We start from the raw sequence: 24,078 nt of genomic DNA, 5'->3' as shown, positions 1-24,078 counted from the left end.
TGACGCCGAATTGAAAAAGGCCGGACGGCAATGCCGTCCGGCCTCCTGATCTGAAAAGCTTTGGCCGGCTTACTTGGTGTAGATTGGCTCCGGCACGTAGACTGCGGTTTCGGGCTGGGCACACTGGCTTGCGCCGCCGAAATTGTAGCGCAGGCCGGCGCGCACCTCATGGGTGTTGAAGCCCTTGTCGAAGCCCGGACCCGCACCATTATATTCGAACATGCGCCCGCCATTGATGCGGCTGAAGCGATAGCCGGCATCGATCATGGTGTTTTCGGTCAGGCAGTAGGATGCACCGGCCATCAGCGCATAGGCAAAGCGCCAGTTCTTGCTGCCCTTGTGAACGGCGTAGCCGACATTGGCGTCATTCTCCAAATCGCCCCACTTGATGTGGGCGCCGCCGATACCTGCGCCGACATAAGGCGTCAGCCCGTTCCAGGTGCCCAGATCGACATAGGCATTGGCAAGCAGCACGAGCGCGGACATTTTTGCGCGGTCGACGGACTGGCAGGGAATGGTGGGACTGCCGCAACCATAGTTGCCATCATCGGACGTGCTGCCCTTGAACTTGGATTTCGACCAGTAGTCGAGCGTAAGATCCGTGCGGAAATACCGGTTGAGCTGATAGCCGACGCCGGCGCCGATCGAGAATGTGCTCTTGAGTTCCGTTTTGTCGAAGCTCTTGGTGCCGCCCGCCCCGCCACAGCCGGGGCCGCACGGCGCACCATAGGTGATGTACTCCGAGCCGCGCATCTTCGACTTGTGATAATCCACATCACCGCGAATGTACCAGCCGCCGAACTCCACCGGCTGCTCCACGACCACAGGCTCTTCGATGACAACCGGCGGCTGAACATAGTCGGCGGCAAAGACCGGCGCGACGGCGAAAGTTGCAATCACGGCGAGTGCCGCTTTTATGGAAAGATCAGACATACATCACCCCTAGATCACCAGAACGACGGCGCAACGGCTGCCATCTGATCGCGACATGGATAATGATTCAAAAATGTTAAAACGAACTTAACCCTGTCGGTTAACCACGACGCACCACAAATGCAGCCGTAGGCAGGACAAGCCTGAGTTGAGAAACGCTGATCCCCGTATTCCTAGACCATTCCTTAAAACGTATAGGTTAGGGCTGGGGCGGGAGCAGCATAGTCGGGGCGGTTTCATAGGATGCATCGTATCTCGGCCGTACAGCGCACTTACGGAGCACAGGAGATGACATCACCGCAGGAAATGCGGGCGTCCGCACCGGTGAAAACGAGCCGGCAGAGTTCCGGATCGCCCCATTTTGAGGTGCAGGCGTTTGACAGGCCGCCGCTGATCGAGCCGGAATGGAGGCAGCTGGAGGCAACCGGTTGCGGCACGGTCTTTCAGCGCTACGACTGGGTCGATGCCTATGTGCGCCATGTCCTGCCGCATGAAAATGCTAGGGCGTCCATCCTGCTTGGAAGGCTCGACGGAGAACCGGCCTTCATCCTGCCGCTCGCCATATCGAAGACCGGACCGCTGCGCATCGCAAGATGGATTGGCGGCAAGCATACGAGCTACAATTTCGGACTGTGGAGCCGGGAGGGCGCGGCGAGAATGCGCAGCCTTTCCCGTCCCGTCATCGAGCGGATACTTGGAAAGGCACTCGGCAACGCGGACTGCGCGCTGCTTGGGCAGATGCCGCGTTGTTTCGACGATATCGCCCAGCCTCTCGGCACACTGTCCTCAATCCCATGCGCGACCGAAGGCTATGCGTTCGCGCTGTCCCGCGATTTCGACGCCCTCCTTCACAGCCGTGACGGGCGCAATCGCCGGAAAAGAGTGAAGGCCAAGGAGCGCAAGATGAGCGCGACCGGCGAGGTGCGCTATCAGATGCTGCTGGACCCCGCAGAGGAACATGCAGCTCTCGATTTCTTCTTTGAGCAAAAAGCGCTGCGTCTTGCCGAGCAGGGCAAACCCAACAGCTTCGCAGAACCGGGCGTTACCGCCTTCTTTCACGATCTCATAGATCGCTCCATCGGCACGGATGAGCCTCTCCTGGAGATTGCCTCGCTTTCAGTCGACGGGAAAACGCGGGCCGTTACCGGATCGGGCATCTATCGCGGCCATATGAACAGCTATTTTACGGCATTCGCGCTCGACGAGCTTGCACAACACAGCCCCGGCAACGTACTCACCTTCCGTCATATCGAGCACAGTTGCGAACGTGGCATGACCGTCTACGATCTCGGCATCGGCTATGAAGACTACAAGACACACTGGTGCGATATCATTCACGAACTCGACGATGCCTATGCTGTTTTCACTCCCCTTGGATCAGTAGCGGTTTCAACGATGCGCCTCGGCGAGGCCGTCAAAGACCGCATCCGGCGCAACAGACAATTATGGCAGAGCCTGAAAACCGTGAAGGACTACGTTTCTCGCCGCCTGTCCAGATGAGCAAGCAATGACGAGCCGGTCCCCATCTTCCGCGACTGTCCCTGAACCATCCGCTGCCTCCGACGCCCCTCTGGCCGGAGTGCGCATGCTGTTCGTCGCACCGGACGACTATCCGCCCTTCCGTGTCGATCTGGTGGAGCTGTTTTCCAACCATCTGGTCGGTCGTGGGCTTGAGATAGACTGGAGCCTGCGCCCCTATCAGGACGGCACGGCCCGCGTGGAAGAGCGTGGAAACGAACGCTTTTATCTGGCTCACCGCGCCAAGGCGAAGCGCCTCGGCTCCGTGCGGTACATGCTGGCTGAGAACTGGTTGCGGCTGAAACTGGCGTGGAAGGTCGCGCGCGGCCGCTATGACCTCGTACAGGTCCGCGACCAGCCCCTGTGGGTGATCACCTACGCTCTCGCCGCGAAAATCTCAGGCACGCCCTGCCTGTTCTGGATGAGCTATCCGGTGCTGGAAGCGCGCCTGCGCATCGCCGTGGAAAACCTCGTTCCGATGAGCTGGCCCTCGCGGCTGTTGCGGATGCTCTACGCCACCATGGGCAGCGTTCTGTTTTACCATGTGGGGCTGCCGCTCACCGACCACGTCATCGTGCAGTCGAAACGCATGCGCGAGCGCGTCGGCTTTCGCGGCATACCCATGCAGAAGATGACGCCGATCCCGATGGGCGTCTCCACCGGGCGCTACAATGCGCAATCCATTGTCCCGACAGACGATCCGCGCCTGAAGGGCAGGAAAAGCATGGCCTATATGTGCGCGGATGTTTTCAGCATCACCACCGACCTGACCTTTCAGGCGCTGGCGGCACTTGTGGCCGAAGGCTACGACGCCGTGCTGGTCATCATCGGCGCAGTGCCTGATTTCGAGCGCGACAATTTCATGGAACAGCTGGAAAAGCTTGGCATATCCGAACGGGTGATCTTCACCGGACGCCTGCCGCTTGCCGAAGCGCTCGGCTGGGTCAAGCGGGTGGATGTGTGCCTGTCGCCTTTCGAGATGGACCCCGCCCAGCAGGTCGCCACCCCGACCAAGCTGGTCGAGTATCTGGCCATGGGCAGGCCGGTGGTGGCGACCGTTCACTATGACCAGAGCGAAGTCATCAATTGCAGCGGCGCCGGGTACATCACCGCCTTTTCAGGCGAGGCCATGGCGCAGGCCGTGGCGCGGCTTTTCGACGACCCGCAAAAGGCCGAGGCGATGGGGGCAAAAGGCCCCCCCTGGATCAAGGCCAACCGCGAATATGCGCATCTGGCGGATACCGTGGAAGAGATCTACGCCGGGTTGCTGGCGAGACGGAAGAAGATCCGCAACTGACCCACCTGTCCAGCGGGACGGTGGCACATTAATTCTAACGCAACCGCACCCTGCTAAGGCACTTTCATGTTGGGACGGCTAAGCTGGTATGCACGTCGCCTCGCCGTCATGGAGCGCGGCGAGATCGGCCATCGGATTCGCGAGCAGATTGCACGGCGTGCCGCCCGGCGCGAGAATGGCGGCTGGGTGCAATTCGCCATGCCGGGCGCGCGGCCGCAGGTGCTGCCGATGTTCGCCCCGCTGTTCGAAAACGATTTGCCGGCAATGATTTCGGCGCAGCTGGCGCATGCCGCCGACACGTTCGGCTCCGGCAAGCTGAGGCTGCTCAACCGCGACTGGCCGGGATCGGTTCTCGACGCCGGCGGCGGCATCGCCCCGTCCATATGGACGCTGGATCCTGTCAGCGGCACAGACTGGCCGGGCGCGGAAGTATCGGCCTTCGACATCGATTTCCGCTTCGAGGGGGACAAACGCGACGTCAAATATGTCGCCGAGGCAAACCGTCTGCATTTTCTGGCGGCACCCGCCATCCATGCCCGCCGCGCGCAGGACGCCGCTCTTGCCGGAGCCATCCTGCGGTCTGTGCTTTCATGGATGGAGGTCAATCCGCCCGGCCGGGGCGTGAACTGGTATTCAGGAATAGAAGCCGGCTACAGACTTGTTTCGTTAAGCGTGATCATCAGTGCCCTCGATCCGTGGATCGACAGTGCGAAAGGCGAGAAGCTCGCCGCTTTCGTGGCGGCACATGGCACATGGCTGGCGCGTTTTCCCTCGCTGTTTTCCTCCGCCAACAACCATCTCGTGGCCGAGGCGATGGGGCTTGCCCTGGCTGCGCGCCTGCTGCCCGGTCATGCGAAGGCACAGGCATGGCTGACGCAGGGCCGGGCGCGTCTCGAAGACAGGGCGCTCGCACTTTTTCATGACGATGGCATCGGGCAGGAACAGTCGCCCGCCTATTCGGCCTTCACGCTGGAAATGCTGCTGGTCGGCTTCGCTGCCATCGGCGCGGACGCCGCCTCGCCCGCCGTGCGCGAGCGACTGGCGAAGGCCGCGCAGGCGCTTTGCGCCTTCCTCGACGATGACGGCATCGTACCGCTGATCGGCGACGACGACCAGAGCCGCGTTCTGATGGCCAATGGCAGCGATGAGCCGCGCTATGCGGCCTCCATCGCCGGTGCCATCGCCGGCTTCCTCGAACGTCCCGATGTTGCACCGCATATCCGCGATCCGCACTGGCGCGACCTCGTGTTTGCCACGCAGCCGCCCGGCCCCGGCCCCGCGGACGGCACGACGACCTTCAGGGACGGCGGCTACACCATCCGGCGCGGCGAGATCGCCGGCCGGCGCGTGCATTTCACCTTCGATCATGGCCCGCTGGGGTTCGGTGCGCTTGCCGCGCATGGCCATGCCGATGCGCTTTCGGTCTGGCTTTCCCTCGACGGCCGGCCGGTGCTGGTCGATGCGGGAACCTATCTCTACCACTCGGAAGGTGAGAACCGCCGCCGCTTCCGCGTGACGCCGGTGCACAACACCCTCACTCTGGGCGGGGTCAGCCAGAGCGAGCCTTCCGGCCCGTTCAACTGGATGCCGCGCCGGGCGCGGGCCACACTCGACAAAGGGGCGGACAGTTTGCCGCTCGCCATCTCGGCCTCCCATGACGGGTATGAAAAGCGCTTCGGGGTCATCCATCGCCGCGAGATCACGGAGACCACCAACGGCTTCGACATCACCGACAGCCTGAGCGGAGCGGTCGCCGCCGGAGAGGTTGAGATTGCATTCCTGCTCGCGCCGGGCCTCGACGTGTCGGCCACGCAGGGTGAGGTGCAGGCAAGCCGCAATGGACGGCATGAACTCACGCTCGCCGCGCCTGAAGGTGCGGCCATCGAAATCATCCGCGCCGACGCAGTCTCGGGGCGCGGTTTTCATTCTCCCGGCTTCGGCATCCTGCAGGAGGCCGCAACCGTTGTTGTGCGCGCGCCGGCGTCGGCGCTGCGGTGGCGCTGTTCGATAATCCTGTCACCCGTAACGTGACCTTTACCTGTGACAGGTACATGGGTTGCCAATGGGCAGGACAGGTAATTCCGCCACGTTTGCGGAAACAGGGCAAATGGTCGAGCATCAATGAAAGTTTCTATTTTCGGACTGGGATATGTCGGAACAGTCTGCGCTGCCTGCCTGGCCGAACGCGGCCATGAGGTCATCGGCTGCGACGTCAGCGAGTCCAAGGTCGCGCTCGTCAATGCGGGCCAGAGCCCGATCATCGAGAAGGACATTGGCGAACTGGTCGCGGCAAAGGTCGCCGCAGGCAGCCTGAAGGCTACCACCTCGACGGAAGAAGCGGTCATGGGCAGCGACCTGTCGCTTTTGTGCGTCGGCACGCCTTCGCGGCCAAACGGCTCACTCGACCTTTCAGCGGTGGAGGCCGTCGCCCGCCAGATCGGCGCGGTGCTTGCCACAAAGAACAGCTACCATTCGGTGGTGATCCGCTCGACCGTGCTGCCGGGCACGCTGGCCGACATCGTCGTGCCGGCACTGGAAGAAGCTTCCGGCAAGAAGCTGGGCGTCGGTTTCGGCGTCGCCTCCAATCCCGAATTCATGCGCGAGGGCTCGGCGGTCGCCGACTTCAACACTCCCGCCAAGACCGTGATCGGCACCGACGACGAGCAGACCCGTCAGCGCCTGCTGGACCTCTATGCCGGCCTGCCCGGACAGACGATCCTCACCGAGCCACGGCTGGCGGAACTGGTGAAGTACACCGACAACACATGGCATGCCCTGAAGGTCGCCTTCGGCAACGAGATCGGCAATATCTGCAAGGCAGCCGGCGTCGACAGTCATGAGCTGATGAAGGTGTTCTTCGCTGACACCAAGCTCAACATCTCCAATGCCTATCTGCTGCCCGGCTTCGCCTTCGGCGGCTCCTGCCTGCCCAAGGACGTGCGCGCCATCAACGCCTATGCCGTTCAGCATGACGTGGAGGCGCCGCTGCTGAAATCGCTGATGCCGTCCAACAAGCAGCAGATCGAACGCGCCCTGCAATGGGTGCTGGGCTACGGCAAGCGCAGCATCGGCTTCCTCGGCTTCTCCTTCAAGGCCGGCACCGACGACCTGCGCGAGAGCCCCTATCTGGAGCTGATCGAGCGCCTGCTCGGCAAGGGCTGTGACATCCGCATCTTCGACCAGAACGTCTCGCTGGCGAAGCTGGTCGGCGCCAACAAGGCCTATCTGATGAACGCCATCCCGCATGTCACCCAGCTCATGGTGCCGTCGGTTGACGACGTGGTGAAGCATGCCGACATTCTGGTCGCCACCAGCCGTTCGCCCGAATATGAGGCGGTAGTGAACAAGATGCGGCCCGGCCAGGTGCTGCTCGACATGGCGCGGCTGCCGAACACCGACGCGATTGCGGGGACTTATGACGGCATCAACTGGTAGGCGCGTCCTCATCATCGTCGAGAACCTGCCTGTTCCCTTCGACCGGCGGGTCTGGTCGGAGGCAACCACGCTTGTCAAAGCCGGCTATCAGGTCTCGGTCATCTGCCCGAAGGGCAAGGGCTCGACCGCCTCCCACGAGGTGATCGACGGCGTCCACATCTACCGCCATTCCCTGCCGCTCGATGCCGAGGGCGTGCTGGGCTATGCGGTGGAATACAGTGCCGCCCTGTTCTGGGAATTCCTGTTGTCGCTCAAGGTGCTGTGGCAGCGCGGCTTCGATGTCATACACGCCTGCAATCCGCCCGACACCATCTTCCTGATCGGCGGCTTCTACCGGCTGTTCGGCAAGAAATTTCTGTTCGATCACCACGACATCAATCCCGAGCTTTATGAAGCGAAGTTCGGCCGCCGCGATTTCGGCTGGAAGCTGATGGTGTGGCTGGAAAAGCTGTCGTTCCGCACCGCCAACCGCTCGCTTGCCACCAATGAAAGCTATCGCGAGATCGCCATCACCCGGGGCGGCATGGCTCCGGACAAGGTGCATATCGTGCGCTCCGGTCCCAATCTCGACCGCGTGCGCGAGGTGGAGCCGGATGCGAAATGGCGCAACGGCCGCCGCTTCGTCGTCGGTTATGTCGGCGTCATCGGCAAGCAGGAAGGGCTCGACCTCCTGCTGGAATCGGTCAGCCATCTGGTCAATGTGCGCAAGCGCGACGACATCCAGTTCGTCATCTGCGGCGGCGGCCCCGAACTGGAGACGATTAAGGCCGAAAGTGCTTCGATGGGGCTGGGCGACTACGTCACTTTCACCGGACGCTGCCCGGACGAGACGCTGTTCTCCGCGCTCTCGACCTCCGATGTCTGCGTGAATCCCGACCGGCCGACGGCGATGAACGACAAGTCGACCATGAACAAGATCATGGAATACATGGCGCTCGGAAAGCCGATCGTGCAGTACGATCTGCGCGAGGGGCGGTTCTCGGCACAGGAAGCCTCGCTCTACGCCACCTGCACCGATCCGGCCGACTTCGGCGACAAGATCGCCGACCTTCTCGACGATCCTGAACGCCGCGCGACCATGGGCGCGTTCGGACGCGAACGGGTCCGCAAGGAGCTCGCCTGGAACTATGAAGCTCCCAAGCTGCTGGCGGCCTATGAGGCCTTGTTTACAGGCAGAAAGACTGTTGCCGCCGGGGATGCCGTGAACGGTTCCGCGGCAACCCACGGCAAACAGTAGAGGCTCGCGCCATGTGCGGCATCTTCGGATTTCATGCCAGATCGCGCCTGTCGCTCGATGCCGAACTGAACACGGCCACCGACCTTCTGGCCCACCGCGGACCTGACGGACGCGGTACTTTTACCGCCCGCAGCCCCGATGGCGACTGGCAGGTCGGGCTCGGCCACCGCCGCCTGTCGATTGTCGACATCGAAGGCAGCGCGCAGCCGATGCACTCGCATGATGGTCGCTACACGATCGTCTACAATGGCGAGATCTACAACTATATCGAGTTGCGCGCGGAACTCGTGGAGCGTGGCCATCGCTTCGCCACGCAGGGCGACACGGAAGTGCTGATCGAGGCATGGCGCGCCTGGGGCGAGGAATGCTTTTCCCGCTTCAACGGCATGTACGCCTTCCTGCTGTGGGACAGCCACACCGGCCGACTGATCGCGGCCCGCGACCCGTTCGGCAAGAAGCCGCTGTTCGTCGCTGCAACGGATAGCGCTCATGTTTTCGCCTCGGAAATCGAACCTCTGCGCAAATTTCCGGGCGTCGATGACCGGCTCGACCTGGATTCGCTGCGCGAATATCTGAGCTACCGCTATGTGCCGGGCCCCTCCACTTTCTTCAAAGGCATTGTCAAGGTGCAGCCCGGCACCTTCATGGTGCTTGCCGGCGACACCGTCTCCAAGACCCGCTATTTCACCACGCCGTTTTCGCGAACTTCGCCGGACGTCACCGATTTCGACGAGGCGCTGCGCCTGTTTTCCGCACAGCTCGACGAGGCCGTGCAACTGCGGCTGCGTTCGGATGCGCCGTTCGGCGCCTATCTGTCGGGCGGGCTCGATTCCTCGATGATCGTGGCGCTGATGAGCCGGCATGTGAGCAAGCCGGTCTCCACCTTCTCGGTCGGCTTCGATGTGCCGGGCTCTTCCGAATTGCCCTATGCCGCGCAGGTTGCCAAAGCCTTCGGCACCGATCATCACGAACTTTCCGTCGGCCTGAACGATTTCACCTCCGTGTGGGAGGAAGCGGTGCTGCGGCGCGGTGCGCCCGTCGCCGAGCCATCCGATCTGCCGGTGCTGCTGCTCTCGAAAATGGCGAGCCGCAGCGTCAAGATGGTGCTGACGGGCGAGGGTGCCGACGAGCTTTTGGGCGGCTATCCGAAGCATCGCGCCGAGCCATGGGTCGCTCTATACCAGCGGCTGATGCCGGGCTTCCTGCATGATGCGATTATCGCCCCCGGCGCGCGCGCCCTGCCCTATTCGCTGAGGCGCGTGAAGACCGTGGCGGGCGTGGCCGGCATTCGCGATTATCAGGCGCGCATGGTGGCATGGTTCGGCGGCGGCGACGCCGATCTGGCGGAAGCGCTCTACCGGGGAGCACCGGCTTCGCGCCTGCCAGATCCCCTGCCCTTCGATGCTGCCGGCGCTGCCAGCCCCCTGAAGCGGATGCTGCATTTCGACCAGACCTCATGGCTGCCCGACAATCTGCTGGAACGTGGCGACCGCATGATGATGGCCGGCTCGATAGAAGGCCGCATGCCGTTCATGGATGTGAAGCTGGCGGAACTCGTCGCCCGTTTCCCCGATGCGCTCCTGACCGGCGCTCCGAAGGGCAAGCGCGTGCTGCGCGTGCTGGCATCCCGGATGCTGCCCGAGGCCATCGTCACCCGCAAGAAGGTTGGCTTCCGCGTGCCGGTGGAACAATGGTTCCGCACCGGCATGGCAGACCAGATGCGCGACCTTCTGCAGTCCGGCAATTCAACCGTGCGGCAGGTCTGCGAAGCGCGCGAAATCGACCGGCTGATGGCCGGGCACATTGGCGGCGTGCAGAACCATGAAAAGATTCTGTGGGCGCTCGCCAATCTCGAACAGTTCTTCCGCATCTTCCGCCCGACGCTCGCCTGATCTATCGATTCGGAACCGGAACAGATGGGTTAATTGTCCGAAGATCGTTATTTTCGACCTTCAAGAGCTTTGGAATAGATGCTCTTCAGCGCGGCAACCATCGATTCGAGCCCGAAACGATCCTTGTAGATCACGCGCGACGCTTTCCGGAACGTTTCCCTGCGCCCGGCATCGGAAATCAGCAGCGCCAGCGCTTCGGCGATGTTTGCCGGATCGTCCGGTCGGATCAGCAGGCCGTTTTCGCTTTCATGCAACACGTCCGGCACGGAGCCGACGGGCGTCGCAACGAGTGCTGCACCCGCGCATGCGCCTTCCAGCAGGCAGACGGGCAGCACCTCGTTGCGGGAGGGCAGCACGACGATGTCGGCCAGCCTGTAGAGCGGCAGGATCGCATCGCGCGCAATCCAGCCGGTGAATTTTGCCTGCTCCGACAGGCCAAGCTTTGAAGCCTCATCACGAAAGCCCTGCACATCGCCGGTGCCCGCAAAGGTCATACGCCAGCCGGGCAGATCGGCCGGCAAAAGCGACAACGCCTGCAGCAGTGCGCCGGCCCCCTTCGCATCGGTCAGATTGCCGGCGAACAGCAGGCGCACGGGCTCGCCCGCCTCGCGAGGCAGTGGCGCATCCGGTGCGAAATCGGCGACCCCGTTGGCGACCACATCGAAGCGTGAGGCGGGCATGCCATAGAAGCGGGCGACGAATTCGCGCCAGTAGTTTCCGAGCACGATGATGGCCGACGCACGCTCGAAAACCTGCCTCAGAACCGGCACCCAGCCGGGCTGTTTCTCGCCCGATTTCGGGAAGGCCGAACCATGGAAATGCACCACCGTCGCCACGCCGAACAGGCGTGCCACGCCCTGCATCATCCATTTGCGCCACGCCGAAGCATTGGTCGCGGCATTGAGGTGGACGATGTCGTAGCGCCGTGTCGCCACCATCCACGCATAGCACAGGAAGGCGAAAGGAAAATGCAGCACCCAGCCGGCACCGGACGCATCCCCGCGTGATGCCAGAAAGTCCATTTCGAGGCCCAGTTCAGGATGCGCCCGCAATTCCTCGTCGACATGCGAGAACAGCGTTTCGATGCCGCCGCGCCCTCTCAGGCCGCGCGGCACGATGCACAGGACGCGGATCGAAGCGGGCATGGTCACCCTGCCCTGCGCAGCCTGTTGCGCATCATCGGCGAAATGCAGTCGATGGCCTCAAGATGCGCGGTGCTGTTGAGGGTATGAACCCGCGGATAGGGGTTTTTTCCAGAAGACAGAACCGGCACCGGCGGCGTGAGGCGGACCTTGCTTTCGTCGAGTTCCACGAGATCGGCCAGACCAAGCGCCCCACCGTAATCATGCGTCCCGTCCTGAAGCGGCAGCACGATCCGGTCGCCCACCTGCACGAAATGCCCTCCGGGCCGGGCTGCGGCGCGATCTATCCTGACCGGATTTGCGACATGCGGAATCCAGGGGCCGTGCAGGGAGATGGAATGGAACACCGCCATCGTATCGGACGCGCTGCCATAGCCGTCGCGCTGGCTTGCGAACAGCCACAGCCGCCCGCCGTGCTTCAGCAAGGTGGCGTCGAAAATCTCGCAGTCGGGCAACAGCACGGAGTGTCGCACCCAGCGGTCCGGAAAATGCTCGGCCCGGTAGAGAACCAGATTGTTTCCGGATCCGCTCTCCGGCAACATCCAGATCTCGCCGTCATGGGAGAACACCTGCGGATAGGAAAGGTGATAGGGCTCGTCGATGACGCATCTGGGAACGGTCGCCGTGCCATCCTCGAATATCTCGGCCACCGACAACACTGCCTTGTCACTGCCATGGGGGCAGTCTTCCACGAAGATGAAATAGCGTCCCTGCCATTCGAAGAGGAACGGGTCGGCATAGAAGCGCTTGCCATCGTCTGGCAGGGTTATCCACGGCTCTCCGGCCAGAAGACCGGTGTCGGCGACCCGCCTGCCCTTGTGGAACCTGTAGCTGACGTTCCAGCGATGCAGGTGGAAACCAAGCCGCATGAACGCGCCCCGCGCCTGCCTCGGCATCATCGACAGGATGTAGGAGCCGACAATATCGGCACTCGTCGGAGACGGTTCAGCCTGAGCGCCTGGCGGCACGAAGCCCAGCCGTTCGCCGGAAACATAGCGATGCGCCGTATCGACCATCAGCGTTGCCACCCGCGCAAGCACATCGTTGATTCCACGGAAGACAGAAAGGCGGCTATCGACCATCGGTGCGGCGTGGGCGACAGACCGGCCCTCGTCGAGCACGATGTCCACGTCCGGAAGGCGCCCCATCATCAGGAGCCTGGCCGCCTGAGCGATCGAATTGCAGCCGGCGAATTTAGGCGTGAGCACCGGGGATGTGAATTGTTCGCCGCTTCCCGAAAGGTTGATGCGCAGGGCTGCTTCGGGTCGTGCCGGATGAAGCTGCACATCGCGGATGCGCTCCATCAGCTTGTGCGAACGGATGCAAAGCATCCTGCGCTCCAGAAACAATATGTTCTCGAGCACGCCCGGCACGCCCGGCGCGTCCACGCCGACAAGCGCCACATCGTGACCCTTTTCGCGAAGCCGTTCTGCGATCATCAGATGTATACGACATACCGCCTGTGCGGGCACCAAGACATCAATCGTGCTCATAGCAAGACTATCATCGCCCCTCAGAGCCCCGCACGCCCTCCTGGACACGCAAAAACATGCTCCAATACCTTTTTGTTAAGCATCGAACCGTCCAATGTCCGGACTGTTCCAATGCTCCCAACCCCGGTCGATAGTAATGGGCTTCAAATGCTAAGGCCGGCTTAATGCTCACGAGCGGCGCAACCCACCTTTATCTGCTCAGCACGGGCAAGCTGCCCGCATGTAGCGAGCCCGCGACAGACATGAGCCGCTCTGGCCCGACCCGTCTTTGCCGACAATAAAGCCGCCGATAACGGCTGCCTCATAAATTGCTGATAAAAAGCTGGCGCGGGGACCTGAAACGGGGAAGATATCTTGATGCGCCCAATACGGACACTGATCAGCCAGTCGGCCGATCTGCGCAGATTCAGCTTCGGCTTTGTCTGGTCCGTACTCGGCACCGTGGCCGTGCGGCTGACCCCGATGATCACGACCATTCTGATCTCGCACTGGTTCGGCATCGAAGCGGTCGGCAAATTCGGCGTCACCTATGGTACGCTGGTTTCGGCGAGCATGCTGGCAGCCACCGGTGTCAGCCTGATGGCGACCCGCAATGTCGCCGCCTATGCCACGACCGACCCGGAAACGGCCGGGCGGCTGGCCGGCATGGCCCTCATTCTGGTCGCCGCGACCAGCGCGCTTCTGGGACTGGTGATCTTCTGCTTCGCAGACGATATCGCCAACCGCCTGCTCAGGCAGCCGCAGCTCGGCTTCTACCTGAGGGTCATCTCTCCCATCATCGTGGTCAGCGCGCTGAACAGCGTCCAGACGGCCATACTGAGTGGCCTTCAGGAATTTCGGGCGATCGCCCGCCTCAACATCATCATGGGCGCGCTGATGATAGCTGCGGTGCCGGCCGGCCTCTATCTGCATGGCCTGACCGGCGCATTCATCGCGCTTGGCTGCGCCTATCTCGCCGGCTGCTTCATCACCATGCCGACTATGATGCGGGCGCTGAAAGCCCATGGCGTCCCGCTCGCCTTCCGGGGGGCGCTGTCGCAATGGCGGATGATCACGCGCTACGCCATACCGGCCTTGCTGGCCAGCATCCTGTATGAGCCGGTGAACTGGATCTGCACCACCATCGTGGTCAACAAGCCGGACGGGCTGGAGCAGGTCGGCCTCTATTTCATCGCCATGCAACTGGAGACGCTGCTGCTGTTTGCCCCGCAGATCGTGGTGCAGGTGCTGATCCCGATGCTGTCCACCGGCTTCGGCGAGGGCAATCGCCGGCGCGTCCTCAACATACTGGCGATGAGCATCGGCACCAACCTTGTCATCGCCCTCGGCTTCGTGTCGGTGATGATGCTGTTCGGCGACTGGTTCCTCCTGGTGTTCAAGCTCGATCCCGCGCGCGACTGGCCCGTTTTCGTGATCGTGGTCTTCGCCTCGGCGATGATCGCCTGCGCCCTGCCGCTCGGACAGGTTCCCGTCTCATCCGGCCATATGTGGACGGGCCTGACCATCACCGCCGGATGGGCGGCGACCTTCATCATCGGCACGTGGCTTTTGCAGGATCAGGGCGCGAAAGGCATCGTCATCGCCCGCGTTATCGCGTGGCTGATGTCGTTCATTGCCTATGTTGCGTTCGCCGCATTCTCGATCAGAAGGCTGCGGAGCAAAGAATCCTGAAACAGCGAATGGCAAAAGTGGCCATGCTTATGAAATTCGTAAAGCCCGGAGCCTATAGGTGCTCATAACATGGGCCAACAATTTGATTTGCGGGGAGATCAGTTTTTGAAACGCGATCTGGTGTTCGATTTCGGGCTGCACAAGGGCGAAGATACGGCATTTTATCTGGAAAAAGGCTTCCGGGTGGTCTCGTTCGAAGCAAACCCGGAACTGGCTCAGGCATGCCGCAATCGCTTTTCCGCGCAGATCGAGACCGGCAAGCTCATCATCATGGAAGGCGCGGTGGCGCCTGCGTCGGCAGGCGATACGCTGACATTCTTTGTCAACGAACGCTCGGTCTGGGGCACAATCGACAGGGACTGGGTCGAACGCAACGAGAAAGCCGGAGCCGCGTCAAAAAAGATCATCGCGCGACGTATCGATGTTGAGGAAGTCATTCGCGAATTCGGGATGCCTTTTTACATGAAGATCGACATCGAAGGTGCGGATCAGTACGTGCTGGAGGTTCTGGCCAGTTTTCCTGACAGGCCGAAATACATTTCCATCGAATCTTCGAAGGAAGATCTTGGCGAGGTTATCGCAGAATGCGACCGGCTGCGGGCATTGGGCTACAGCCGTTTCAAGGCCGTCCAGCAGGAATACATCCCCGGCAGGCAAGGTGTGTTCACCCGGAGAAACGGCGAGCAGTTTTCATACACGTTCCCCGCAGACTCGTCCGGTCCCTTTGGCGACGATATCAGGCAAAGCTGGGTCAGCTACGAAGGAATTCTGGACGACTATCGAACCATTTTCAGGAAATATCGGTGGCTTGGCAGCGATTCACCGCTGATGCAGCTTCCCGGTCTGCACAAGCTTCTGTGGCATGCTGGCAAGCTGGCGAACATCGGCTTTCCGGGATGGTATGACACCCATGCCGCGCTCGACGACGAGTGAACAATCTGCACATTGCTGCGAGCAGTGTCCGCTTGCTCGCGGGGATGGACGAAATCACCACGGCATGAACCCCGTGGCATCACATCCTTAAGCTAGGCATCAGCCGGGAGGCCGGATCAGGCCACCTTGTCGAGGCGGCTGGCTTCACCGCGGGCCACCAGCGAGACAGTCACGGCACCATCATTTGACAATGCCTCGACCATGCGCTGTTCGCGTGCATCGACGCGTCCGGGATTGACCACAAGAGCCGCGTTGCGGGTCAGTTCGGCAACGGTTCGGGCAGGCAGGCCGTGCTCGGTTTCGAGCTCACCGATATTGACCACGACGTCGTCATATTCGGCTGTGACGGCTTCGATAACGTTGGAAACCTCACGACGGGAAAGACGTTCGACGGCGCGCGAGCGCCCGATGTTGAGGACATGGAGCCCACTGTCCTGATCGGCTTCCACCGCACCGAAAGCGGAAATTTCTCCGAGTGCGATGTCGGCCAGCCCGGGAACCGTTCTGGGTGCGTCTTCGGCCAGATCGATGAAGATCGTGCGCCGGCCACGCGATGCGGCTCCCTGCGCAAGGTCCAGCGCACCCTGACGGGCCGTGACCGGATCATGCAGCGTCGTCACCAGAACGAGGCCGTTGAGCTGAACTTCCGCGCCGGGTCTCGGCATCAGCGCTGCGCTGTTTGCGCGCCGTCCCAGAAGACCCGCGAAAAAGTCGAGCAGGATCGCCATCAGTATGCCGGTGAACAGCCCCATCAAGACGGCGGCAATCAGAAGTGGCATGCGGGGCGGGAACGAGGGAGCGGCTGGCACTGCCGCTTCCGCGATCACGCGGGCGGTGCGCGCGGCAATGCCTTCCTGCTGCGCTGTTTCCTGCGCGCGTACGAGGAAGGATTCGTAGACAAGCCTGATCGACTGCGCCTCGCGTTCAAGCTCGCGCAGCCTGATCAGATCCTGATTGGTCGAGAACGATGCAGTGGTGGCGCTCTGAAGTTCTGCGTTGATCTTGTTCAGCGCATCGACTGCAATCCGCTGATCGTCACGCGCGCTTGCCACCAGCCTGCCGCTTTCTTCGCGAATGGCGGTTTCGGCCTGCGTCACCTCCTGGATGGCGGCGGTGACACGTGGATGACGTGGCCCCAGAACATTCTGAAGATCGGCCAGCCGCTGCCTTGCATCCGCCAGACGGGTGCGCAGCGCGCCCATGGCACTGCCGGCATCGGAAACCGTCGCGCCCACATACCCACGGGTGCGCAGGCTCTCTTCAAGAACCTGAAGGCGGGAATTGGCTTCATTGACGCGTGCCAGCGCTTCCGACTGCCGGGCGGAAAGATCGGTCAGCCGGCGATCGCCGAGGGTCTGGCCTTCGGTAAGCGAGATGTTGTGCTCGCGCTTGAAGGTTTCTATCCCTTCCTCGGCATCGTTCAGCTGCTTCTGCAGCTCGGCAAGCCGGCTGCGGATGGCAGCGCTGATATCGCGTGCGGAATTGGCGGCCGACGAAATCTGATCGGCGACATAAGCAGCCGCAATCGCATTGGCAAGGCGCGCGGACTTGGCCGCCTCACGGGTGGTGACACTGATCTCGATCACATAGGTGTTGTCGCGGCGCGTCACCTCGGTGGCCCGGGCAAGCCCTTCCATCGCGATGTCGGCAGCCGTGCGCCCTCCACCGGGCTGCCCGCCGAACTGGGGATCGTCCGCGAGGTTCATGCTTTCCACGACGCGGCCAAGCACGGCCTCGGAGGTGATCACCTCGATCTGGCTGTCGACCAGCGCCATATCGCCGCCCAGCCCCTGCTGGACGATTTCGTTCTGCACCACGCGCTGCTCGCGCGGATCAATGAGAATGCGCGCCGTGGCGGAATAGCGGGGCGCTATCGTGCTCAGCGCAGCAAAGGCCAGACCGGTCACAGCCACCACGCAAAAGAGTATCGTCCAGCGCCGGCGCAGGAGCGTCCTGCCCAGATCGTAGAGATCGACGGTGGAATCGATCTGTCTGCCGGGTCTGTTGCCCGAAAGAGATGCCATGCGCACGAGCCCCGAAAAGCGATGACGGCAATTTGCCAGATGGTAAACAACCTATGCGCAAACAGACTTAAAATCGCGTTAAGTCGGCGTTTCAGGCACCGGATGCCCCGTCATCCTTTTCAGGAACGATATCGTCAGCCGCGCACCGAATTCATGGTCTGAAGCCGGCGTTCCCAGGAGAGCGCATCGGAAACGATCTGCCCGAGGTCGTCATGCTGCGGCGCCCAGCCAAGTTCGCTGCGCGCCAGATCCGCGTTGGCGACGACCGAGGCCGCATCGCCGGGACGGCGATCGCCATTGCGCACTTCAAAATCGCCACCAAAGGCGCGCCTGACCGCCTGGATGACTTCCAGAACCGAGTAGCCGTGACCATAGCCGCAATTGGCGATGATGCTGTCTCCGCCCGCCCGCAACCGTTGCAGGGCAAGCCGGTGCGCCCGCGCCAGATCGCTGACATGAATATAGTCCCGCACACAGGTTCCGTCGGCTGTCGGGTAATCCGTACCGTAAACCTGCATGAAGGGGCGTTTGCCAAGCGCCGTCTCGCAGGCAATCTTGATCAGATGCGTGGCGCCCGGCGTGGACTGGCCCGTGCGCCCCTGCGGGTCGGCACCGGCAACGTTGAAATAGCGCAGCGCCGTGAACCGCAGATCATGCGCAGCGGCCGCGTCACGCAACATCCATTCGCTCATCAGCTTGGAGCGGCCATAAGGCGATTCAGGGTTGAGACGCGCCTCTTCTCTGACCGGCTCGATGCCAGCATCGCCATAGACGGCGGCGGTCGAGGAAAAGATGAAATTGCCGACACCCGCCTGCACAGCGGTTTCGATGAGGGTGCGCGTCTTGCAGGTGTTGTTCTGGTAATAAGCGAGCGGATCCGCCACGGATTCCGGAACAACGATCGATCCGGCAAAATGAATGACGGAATCCACGCCGTGCTCGCGAATGAGACCGCCAACCAGCGCGGAATCGGCGACGTCGCCCTGTACCAGCAGCGCCTCGGGCGCCACAACCCAGTCGAAACCCTTCGACAGATTGTCGATGACGACGACCTTTTCGCCGGAATCCAGCAGTTCCCACACCATATGGCTGCCGATGTAGCCAGCACCACCCGTCACCAAAACCGTCATACGAGCGCTCTCATCCTCTTGTCTGTAGTGGCATCTCATATCGGTTCCGGCGGATGCTGGAAAGGCCGCGCTCCCAAACCTTGCAATCGTGCTTAGCGCGGACAGACGGAAACAGCGATAAGCCTCTGTTTAACGATAGATGCTACAAGCCATTTACCCGTTGCTGGTAGCCCTGCTGCCGGCAGTACAGGAAAAAGCGCACTTGGGGGATCAATGTCAGGACACCGGCCAGTTTCCGGCCCCTGCATGACGCGGGTGAACTTGCAGGAACAGGTGCGTGCGCAACGGAAATTTGCGTTGCGCGGCGCTTTGGGAGATCGGCATTGAGCACTATCCGTGCATTGACTGAGCAGGATCTTCCCGTCGTGGCAAACATGCTGCAGCAGGTTCTGCGCCACAAGAACAGTCCGGCGCCCGCCTCGCTCGTCGACTACATGCGCAGTTTCTACCTGAGCGCGCCCGGTTGCGGTGATGACATCACCTCACTCGTCCACGTCACGGATGCGGGTGAAGTTTCGGGGTTCATTGGCGTGCATGTGTTGCCGATGGCATGGAACGACCGGAAACTGCGCGCCGCCATATGCAGCTCGTTCATGGTCGCGGAGGGAAACCGCGATCCCATGGCAGGCGCCCGCCTCATGAAGGCATTCATGGACGGGCCGCAGGACCTCTCGTTCAGCGAAACGGCCAATCACATATCCACCCATATGTGGACAAGGTTGCGCGGCATAACCCTGCCCCAGTACAGCCTCGACTGGATCCGCATCATCCGCCCCTGCTCATTTGCGGTGAGCATGATCGGCCAGCGCTTCTCTCCCGCCCGGATTTTCAATCCGCTGGCATTCGCAACAGACAACGTCTGGCGCAAAAGGCTCAAGGCGGGAGAGGCACGCTGGACGGCCACCGCCCTTAGCGGCATGGCTCCGGGTGCGCTGCGCACCCGGGAAATCAGCCGGGCCGAATTTGCGGAGCTGGTGGAGCCTCTGACAGCCCACTTTGCACTGAAACCGCACTGGCCGGCCGTCGCTCTGGACAGGGTTCTTTCGGATGCCGCCGAAAAGCCGGACTGGGGCCAGTTCGTCATGGCCAGCGTGACCACCGCGAGCGGCGCAAGTGTCGGCGCCTTCGCATATCATGCCCTGAAAGGCGGCATAGGGCGTGTTCTGCAGATCATGTCCCGCCCTGGGCAGGCCGGCGCGGTGATCGACTGTCTGGTCGAACATGCAGCAAATCGTGGCGTCGCGGCGCTGCGCGGGCGCACCCAGCCGGAACTGCTGGCCGCAATGCTGACGCGGCGCACGGCCTTTCTGCCAGCAACCGCCACCATTGCCCATTCGCGCGACCCCGCCCTGCTGAACGCCATGGCACACGGCGAGGCGTTTCTGAACGGACTGGCCGGCGAAGAATGGAGCCGCCTGATCGGCGGCCGCTTCACCTGAAGCCTGCCTCCCAAAGGGGGAGCAGACTTTGGGAAGGCGACATACATAAGAATAAGACCTTAAAGCGCGTCGCCTGTTTCTGAATAAAAGCAAAGTGCTTTGGACAAAAATGAGACGGCTCGCTGTGGCGCTTCTGCTGCCTTTGCCGGAAGCCTTCACCGTGGAAGCCGTAGTTGCAGCTTTCGAGGAAGGGAGGCGGTGTCCCAATGACCTCACCTGCGGCGAGGCAGCCAAGCCGGTCATGGGGTATTCGATCGGCGGCTGTATTCAGCATGTCGCGATCGTGGCGGGCGCAATGACATCACAGGCGCTGCATGAATGGCCCGATGAGATCGGGCAGCGGATCGATCCGCTTTTAAAGCTGCGCGTTGCAGCGGCTGCGTGATGTAGTTCCGTGTGGGGCGAGGTCAAATGTTCTCGTCTGGAACATTTGCAAAAGCGCTCCAGACAGAAACGCTTTACCCCTGCTCATATATGGGCAGGGGGGGCGGCTTTGCTGGCAGGAACTATGTATAATCCATGGGGTTGTAATCCACAGCCGAATATCCAGTTTGATTTCCTGCCTCGATTTGGTTTTGCCGTTTGGTATCGCCATCGGGCAACCGCACCGGGACGCTAAAACTTATTCGATTAGCGCTCCCCGCGATATGTTCTGCGCCGCCTCCTACGCCAACGCCGAAGACGGTCAGTTTAGCACCCGCGCCACCTTTGGTTTCTGCCGATACTGACACATCAAAGTCGACACGAGTGGCAACACCATAGTCTCCTACGTTTACTAAGCTCCCACCGAATGTTGCATGGCCCATTGCCGCATTCACGTTTGAGCCGTCTTCGCGCTTCTGCGCTATCCGAACACCTTCTATAATTTGCGACAGCGTTTCCGCGACAAATTCTTTCAATTCCATCTGGTGACCCTCCTCCTCACATCCAAATCGGCTTTGACTTCCCAAGTCAAACCGTTCCGATCTGGAACGGTTTGACCGCCTCCTGAAGGTTTATCGGCAGGAGATCATGAGTCAGATTGATTGGTAATCGCCAATGGAGCGTCCGCAGTTGGCGCTTTCTGCACCGCCAGTTGTGCCTGCTTGTCCTTGGCGATGGATTGGATTCTGGATAGGCGCTCCTGCCTATGATGACGCGCGACATACCACTCTTTGAACAACATCTCGATCAGTTCGATGAGGGTCTGTGCCTCTCCGGGGTCGACTTCAACGATGAGGCTGATGTCCTTCTCCATGTGGGCGCCGATGTTCCCCACACCCCGAATCGCATCAATCGCATCAATCGTTTCAGCTTCAACACCTTTGGGGGCTATTCCCTTTTCAATTCGATCTCGTAGCGTGTTGATCTCGTCAATCAGCCGGTTTTTCGAGATGCCGCAGAAATCGCGGATCATTCCCTGTAGGCATCGGCGTGCGAGTGTGGCTGATGCCTTGGGGCTTTGATCGCGAATAAGGCACGCTTCAATGTAATCTTCTCGTAGAGGCGCCGGAATGTACAACGGTTGCGGTTTGGCTGATGATTGTGGTCGAAGAGGCCAACTTTCTAGCGGGTCTTTATCTCTATTAACTTGCCACTCAGTATAAGGGGAGTAGACCGCGCTCACTAGTCGCGCTGAAAGCGTCAATTCATTGCAATTTGGGTTTGTGCATCTGATTCCCGTGACAATTGCACCAACTTCGCCATCCTTTGTTGCTCCCACCTCAAGAGGTGAAAACTTTTGATCAAAATTGCTGCTAGTCACAACTTGATCGCGGTCACAGTACCGGCAAGTCCATTCAAATGGTTTGATTGACAAATCGCCTCCCACAAATTTACAGCCTGTAGCTGGCTTCATATCAGATCGAAGCTGAAATTTGAATCAATCGGAATGGTTCTTCCTCAACCTCACGCCCGGACCTTCGCCATTCTCCGCAACAAAGATCACGCCGGCTTCTTCCATGGCCTTGCGCATGGCTTCGAGCGTTGATTGCTTCGCATCAGCGCCGTTCTCGATCCGCGTCACAGTGTTGGCAGTTATTCCCGCCTTCTCGGCCAGATCTCTTACGCCCCAACCGAGCGCAGCTCGTGCCATCCGAATTTGAACTGGCTTCATTTGTACAGTGTCCCAATTGGAGTTGACAGATTTACATTCTGTCACTATCCGTAGGGACGTTGTACAAATAAACCGTTACCGGAGCAACCCATGCCGAAACAAGCGTTTCCGGCTGCCGCCGAAGGCATGCCAAGAATCAACCGCCGCGCCATCCTTGGCGGCATCGCCTCTGCGCCTGTCGTGGCGCTGCCTGCTGTCGCGAGTGCGGCATCGGAAAACCCTCGCGAGCGTATTCTGCGCCTTGCGAACGAACTCTCTATGGCGCTGGGCGAGATGGAGGGTGAATATTGGGAATTCAAGGTGCGACCGCCGCATGACGGTGCGCCAAACATTCACGTCGAGTACGGCAACAAGAAACCTCGCCGCATTCTGTTTGAAACCCAATGGGCCATGATCAATGCCTTGCAGGATTTCCATGGCGGGAAGTGGCTTTTCAGGGGCGAGGAAGGGGGCTTCATGTTGTTCTACAACGCTACGGAACTGGCGCGTGTCACGGCGGAACGCGGGGGCAGACCGTCATGAACGCGATTAAGCCGCATATCGTGCACGACAGGCTTAATGATGCCACCCGCATCCTCGACTGCGCATACATGGCGGTCGGTGACGTCGATGATCCTGAACAAGTCGCAGCCATCCAAACGGTGATGGACATAGCTATCACCAATATCAAAATTCTGATGGATGAGATTCACGCCTCAAACAACCTTGGAAAAATTATCGTGCAGGAGGCGGAATGAGCCGGATCGTGCCCCACGGCGACATGACCGCCGCCGAAATCATCCAGTGCAGCTACGACGCCATGGCTATAGTCGCGCTTTGTGAGAACACGGCTTGGGATATCGCAGAGCGCGGCCCAAACGGGACACTCTCTGGCAACATCAGCATAGCATTAAAGCTGGCCCTTGAACTCATGGGCCCAGTGCATGACGCGCTGGAGAGCCATGAAGGGCTTTGAACAGCGACCATCCACAGCAATAAAAAGTTCGCAGCGCAGAATGATTGTCAAAACGCATTTATGCGTGCTACACAGAATAAAGCGAAAACGGTTCTTGTAGCATGGCACGTTCCACGGAACTCATTCACACTCTCTCAGAAGCGGTCGCGGTTGTTCAGCCTGCGACCGTTCTGCTGCATGATCGTGCATTGATGGAAGCTGGTATCCGCACCAAGACCAAGCGTGGTCGCGGCGCTGCGGACATGACCGCGCGGGATGCCGCCAATCTTCTGATTTCCGTGCTGGCTTCACCGATAGCGGGACCGAACGTCAAAGGATCTGTCGATCGCTGGAGGCAGTATGCCGAGCTGCGTAGCGATGGTGGGTGGATGCGCACAGAGGCCGGTACCAAAGAGCTTGATTCGCGCTGGCATTTGCCTGGCTGCGAGATCGGCCACCTGACTGCGCTGCCCGCCGGTCACACGGCGTCGGAGGCACTTACAGCAATCATCGCGTCGATCGCTGACGGCTCTTTTCATCACGCAATCGGCGTCGAGGAGGGAGATAATTTGTTTACGTGGCCATCGGCGTTGCGAGTGCAATTCCGATTCCCTGTGCCGCTTATCGACATCACGTTTCGCACTGTTGTCGCAGGGCGTCCGAAGGTCATCGAGGATCATTCCTATTATTTCGGCGGATCCTCTGACGTGCAGGGTGATGAAGCATTCCGCCGCGCAGAATCCGGGGACATGAGCTGGAGCGGCGACCTGACGGAAACCCGTACGATTACGCTCGAAACACTGCGCCGATTAGGGTTCCTGATCGGAGGCAAGTCATGACTCATCCGAAGTTTGTCCACACCGTGACGGTCATGATGCATGTTTCCCGCATGCTGCTCGTGCTCG

General features: G+C 60.9%; 22 protein-coding genes. 14 read left to right on the top strand and 8 right to left on the bottom strand.

Annotated features, from left to right (window positions below; genetic code table 11):
* Nucleotides 1-69 precede the first annotated feature (69 nt).
* Nucleotides 70-933: an outer membrane protein gene (locus MIC97_RS13820; RefSeq protein ID WP_239800482.1), complete on the bottom strand. Its 864-nt coding sequence runs from the start codon at nucleotides 931-933 to the stop codon at nucleotides 70-72.
* Between the two features lie 288 nt (nucleotides 934-1,221).
* Here MIC97_RS13820 and MIC97_RS13815 point away from each other — a divergent pair, with 288 nt between their 5' ends.
* The 6 genes from MIC97_RS13815 to asnB all read left to right on the top strand — a co-directional run bounded on the left by MIC97_RS13815 (nucleotide 1,222) and on the right by asnB (nucleotide 10,312).
* Nucleotides 1,222-2,433 carry a GNAT family N-acetyltransferase gene (locus MIC97_RS13815; protein ID WP_239800481.1) on the top strand — a complete coding sequence of 404 codons (1,212 nt, stop codon included), beginning with the start codon at nucleotides 1,222-1,224 and terminating at the stop codon, nucleotides 2,431-2,433.
* An 85-nt stretch (nucleotides 2,434-2,518) separates the two neighbouring features.
* Nucleotides 2,519-3,748 carry a glycosyltransferase gene (locus MIC97_RS13810; RefSeq protein WP_239800480.1) on the top strand — a complete coding sequence of 410 codons (1,230 nt, stop codon included), beginning with the start codon at nucleotides 2,519-2,521 and terminating at the stop codon, nucleotides 3,746-3,748.
* A gap of 66 nt (nucleotides 3,749-3,814) precedes the next feature.
* The gene (locus tag MIC97_RS13805) at nucleotides 3,815-5,779 is read left to right on the top strand and encodes a heparinase II/III-family protein (protein ID WP_239800479.1); all 1,965 of its coding nucleotides are present in this window, start codon (nucleotides 3,815-3,817) and stop codon (nucleotides 5,777-5,779) included.
* 90 nt (nucleotides 5,780-5,869) lie between these two features.
* On the top strand, nucleotides 5,870-7,183 hold the full coding sequence (locus MIC97_RS13800) for a UDP-glucose/GDP-mannose dehydrogenase family protein (protein ID WP_239800478.1): 1,314 nt from the start codon (nucleotides 5,870-5,872) through the stop codon (nucleotides 7,181-7,183).
* Nucleotides 7,164-8,420: a glycosyltransferase family 4 protein gene (locus tag MIC97_RS13795; RefSeq protein ID WP_239800477.1), complete on the top strand. Its 1,257-nt coding sequence runs from the start codon at nucleotides 7,164-7,166 to the stop codon at nucleotides 8,418-8,420. Before MIC97_RS13800 ends, MIC97_RS13795 begins: the two co-directional genes overlap by 20 nt.
* 11 nt (nucleotides 8,421-8,431) lie before the next feature.
* Nucleotides 8,432-10,312, top strand: coding sequence for an asparagine synthase (glutamine-hydrolyzing) (gene asnB, locus MIC97_RS13790; protein WP_239800476.1), 1,881 nt, complete (start codon nucleotides 8,432-8,434; stop codon nucleotides 10,310-10,312).
* Nucleotides 10,313-10,359: 47 nt separating this feature from the next.
* Here asnB and MIC97_RS13785 read toward each other — a convergent pair whose 3' ends face one another.
* Both MIC97_RS13785 and MIC97_RS13780 read right to left on the bottom strand, forming a co-directional pair.
* Nucleotides 10,360-11,457, bottom strand: coding sequence for a glycosyltransferase family 4 protein (locus MIC97_RS13785; protein WP_239800475.1), 1,098 nt, complete (start codon nucleotides 11,455-11,457; stop codon nucleotides 10,360-10,362).
* Nucleotides 11,458-11,459: 2 nt separating this feature from the next.
* Nucleotides 11,460-12,947 carry a hypothetical protein gene (locus MIC97_RS13780; protein WP_239800474.1) on the bottom strand — a complete coding sequence of 496 codons (1,488 nt, stop codon included), beginning with the start codon at nucleotides 12,945-12,947 and terminating at the stop codon, nucleotides 11,460-11,462.
* A gap of 357 nt (nucleotides 12,948-13,304) precedes the next feature.
* Between MIC97_RS13780 and MIC97_RS13775 the strand changes: the two genes are divergently transcribed.
* Both MIC97_RS13775 and MIC97_RS13770 read left to right on the top strand, forming a co-directional pair.
* A complete protein-coding gene (locus MIC97_RS13775; protein ID WP_239800473.1) occupies nucleotides 13,305-14,618 on the top strand; it encodes an oligosaccharide flippase family protein in 1,314 nt (437 codons plus the stop codon).
* A gap of 105 nt (nucleotides 14,619-14,723) precedes the next feature.
* A complete protein-coding gene (locus MIC97_RS13770) occupies nucleotides 14,724-15,551 on the top strand; it encodes an FkbM family methyltransferase (protein ID WP_239800472.1) in 828 nt (275 codons plus the stop codon).
* Nucleotides 15,552-15,667: 116 nt separating this feature from the next.
* On the opposite strand, the gene MIC97_RS13765 is transcribed toward MIC97_RS13770, so the two are convergent.
* Nucleotides 15,668-17,575: a GumC family protein gene (locus tag MIC97_RS13765; protein ID WP_239800471.1), complete on the bottom strand. Its 1,908-nt coding sequence runs from the start codon at nucleotides 17,573-17,575 to the stop codon at nucleotides 15,668-15,670.
* A gap of 134 nt (nucleotides 17,576-17,709) precedes the next feature.
* A complete protein-coding gene (gene galE, locus MIC97_RS13760; RefSeq protein WP_239800470.1) occupies nucleotides 17,710-18,705 on the bottom strand; it encodes a UDP-glucose 4-epimerase GalE in 996 nt (331 codons plus the stop codon).
* A gap of 323 nt (nucleotides 18,706-19,028) precedes the next feature.
* Between galE and MIC97_RS13755 the strand changes: the two genes are divergently transcribed.
* On the top strand, nucleotides 19,029-20,144 hold the full coding sequence (locus tag MIC97_RS13755; RefSeq protein ID WP_239800469.1) for a hypothetical protein: 1,116 nt from the start codon (nucleotides 19,029-19,031) through the stop codon (nucleotides 20,142-20,144).
* 109 nt (nucleotides 20,145-20,253) lie between these two features.
* Nucleotides 20,254-20,529 carry a hypothetical protein gene (locus MIC97_RS13750; RefSeq protein WP_239800468.1) on the top strand — a complete coding sequence of 92 codons (276 nt, stop codon included), beginning with the start codon at nucleotides 20,254-20,256 and terminating at the stop codon, nucleotides 20,527-20,529.
* Nucleotides 20,530-20,650: 121 nt separating this feature from the next.
* Here MIC97_RS13750 and MIC97_RS13745 read toward each other — a convergent pair whose 3' ends face one another.
* From MIC97_RS13745 to MIC97_RS13735, 3 genes are all read right to left on the bottom strand, one after another.
* Entirely contained in the window at nucleotides 20,651-21,049 is a 399-nt protein-coding gene (locus MIC97_RS13745) for a hypothetical protein (protein WP_239800467.1), read from the bottom strand.
* A gap of 104 nt (nucleotides 21,050-21,153) precedes the next feature.
* Nucleotides 21,154-21,981 (bottom strand): DUF4145 domain-containing protein, encoded by an 828-nt coding sequence (locus MIC97_RS13740; RefSeq protein ID WP_239800466.1) that lies wholly within the window; start codon nucleotides 21,979-21,981, stop codon nucleotides 21,154-21,156.
* Between the two features lie 24 nt (nucleotides 21,982-22,005).
* The gene (locus MIC97_RS13735; RefSeq protein WP_239800465.1) at nucleotides 22,006-22,239 is read right to left on the bottom strand and encodes a helix-turn-helix transcriptional regulator; all 234 of its coding nucleotides are present in this window, start codon (nucleotides 22,237-22,239) and stop codon (nucleotides 22,006-22,008) included.
* 90 nt (nucleotides 22,240-22,329) lie between these two features.
* Between MIC97_RS13735 and MIC97_RS13730 the strand changes: the two genes are divergently transcribed.
* The 4 genes from MIC97_RS13730 (at nucleotide 22,330) to MIC97_RS13715 (ending at nucleotide 24,012) form a co-directional block, all read left to right on the top strand.
* Nucleotides 22,330-22,761 (top strand): hypothetical protein, encoded by a 432-nt coding sequence (locus MIC97_RS13730; protein WP_239800464.1) that lies wholly within the window; start codon nucleotides 22,330-22,332, stop codon nucleotides 22,759-22,761.
* Complete coding sequence (locus MIC97_RS13725; protein ID WP_239800463.1) at nucleotides 22,758-22,976, top strand: hypothetical protein; 219 nt, start codon at nucleotides 22,758-22,760, stop codon at nucleotides 22,974-22,976. Before MIC97_RS13730 ends, MIC97_RS13725 begins: the two co-directional genes overlap by 4 nt.
* A complete protein-coding gene (locus tag MIC97_RS13720) occupies nucleotides 22,973-23,194 on the top strand; it encodes a hypothetical protein (RefSeq protein ID WP_239800462.1) in 222 nt (73 codons plus the stop codon). The genes MIC97_RS13725 and MIC97_RS13720 overlap by 4 nt, the downstream gene beginning before the upstream one ends.
* Before the next feature lie 101 nt (nucleotides 23,195-23,295).
* On the top strand, nucleotides 23,296-24,012 hold the full coding sequence (locus MIC97_RS13715; protein ID WP_239800461.1) for a hypothetical protein: 717 nt from the start codon (nucleotides 23,296-23,298) through the stop codon (nucleotides 24,010-24,012).
* The last annotated feature ends 66 nt before the right edge of the window (nucleotides 24,013-24,078 follow it).

This window comes from Aquamicrobium sp. NLF2-7, assembly GCF_022359935.1.
Lineage (GTDB): Bacteria > Pseudomonadota > Alphaproteobacteria > Rhizobiales > Rhizobiaceae > Mesorhizobium > Mesorhizobium lusatiense.
The sequence above is the reverse complement of the archived record's forward strand: the minus strand, read 5'-3'. Positions and strand labels throughout refer to the sequence as shown.

Excerpts from the sequence above, each read along its gene's own strand:
- MIC97_RS13820 (WP_239800482.1), bottom strand. The coding sequence starts at position 933 with ATGTCTGATCTTTCCATAAAAGCGGCACTCGCCGTGATTGCAACTTTC.
- MIC97_RS13815 (WP_239800481.1), top strand. The coding sequence starts at position 1,222 with ATGACATCACCGCAGGAAATGCGGGCGTCCGCACCGGTGAAAACGAGC.
- MIC97_RS13810 (WP_239800480.1), top strand. The coding sequence starts at position 2,519 with ATGCTGTTCGTCGCACCGGACGACTATCCGCCCTTCCGTGTCGATCTG.
- MIC97_RS13805 (WP_239800479.1), top strand. The coding sequence starts at position 3,815 with ATGTTGGGACGGCTAAGCTGGTATGCACGTCGCCTCGCCGTCATGGAG.
- MIC97_RS13800 (WP_239800478.1), top strand. The coding sequence starts at position 5,870 with ATGAAAGTTTCTATTTTCGGACTGGGATATGTCGGAACAGTCTGCGCT.
- MIC97_RS13795 (WP_239800477.1), top strand. The coding sequence starts at position 7,164 with ATGACGGCATCAACTGGTAGGCGCGTCCTCATCATCGTCGAGAACCTG.
- asnB (WP_239800476.1), top strand. The coding sequence starts at position 8,432 with ATGTGCGGCATCTTCGGATTTCATGCCAGATCGCGCCTGTCGCTCGAT.
- MIC97_RS13785 (WP_239800475.1), bottom strand. The coding sequence starts at position 11,457 with ATGCCCGCTTCGATCCGCGTCCTGTGCATCGTGCCGCGCGGCCTGAGA.
- MIC97_RS13780 (WP_239800474.1), bottom strand. The coding sequence starts at position 12,947 with ATGAGCACGATTGATGTCTTGGTGCCCGCACAGGCGGTATGTCGTATA.
- MIC97_RS13775 (WP_239800473.1), top strand. The coding sequence starts at position 13,305 with ATGCGCCCAATACGGACACTGATCAGCCAGTCGGCCGATCTGCGCAGA.
- MIC97_RS13765 (WP_239800471.1), bottom strand. The coding sequence starts at position 17,575 with ATGGCATCTCTTTCGGGCAACAGACCCGGCAGACAGATCGATTCCACC.
- galE (WP_239800470.1), bottom strand. The coding sequence starts at position 18,705 with ATGACGGTTTTGGTGACGGGTGGTGCTGGCTACATCGGCAGCCATATG.
- MIC97_RS13750 (WP_239800468.1), top strand. The coding sequence starts at position 20,254 with ATGAGACGGCTCGCTGTGGCGCTTCTGCTGCCTTTGCCGGAAGCCTTC.
- MIC97_RS13745 (WP_239800467.1), bottom strand. The coding sequence starts at position 21,049 with ATGGAATTGAAAGAATTTGTCGCGGAAACGCTGTCGCAAATTATAGAA.
- MIC97_RS13740 (WP_239800466.1), bottom strand. The coding sequence starts at position 21,981 with ATGAAGCCAGCTACAGGCTGTAAATTTGTGGGAGGCGATTTGTCAATC.
- MIC97_RS13735 (WP_239800465.1), bottom strand. The coding sequence starts at position 22,239 with ATGAAGCCAGTTCAAATTCGGATGGCACGAGCTGCGCTCGGTTGGGGC.
- MIC97_RS13730 (WP_239800464.1), top strand. The coding sequence starts at position 22,330 with ATGCCGAAACAAGCGTTTCCGGCTGCCGCCGAAGGCATGCCAAGAATC.
- MIC97_RS13725 (WP_239800463.1), top strand. The coding sequence starts at position 22,758 with ATGAACGCGATTAAGCCGCATATCGTGCACGACAGGCTTAATGATGCC.
- MIC97_RS13720 (WP_239800462.1), top strand. The coding sequence starts at position 22,973 with ATGAGCCGGATCGTGCCCCACGGCGACATGACCGCCGCCGAAATCATC.
- MIC97_RS13715 (WP_239800461.1), top strand. The coding sequence starts at position 23,296 with ATGGCACGTTCCACGGAACTCATTCACACTCTCTCAGAAGCGGTCGCG.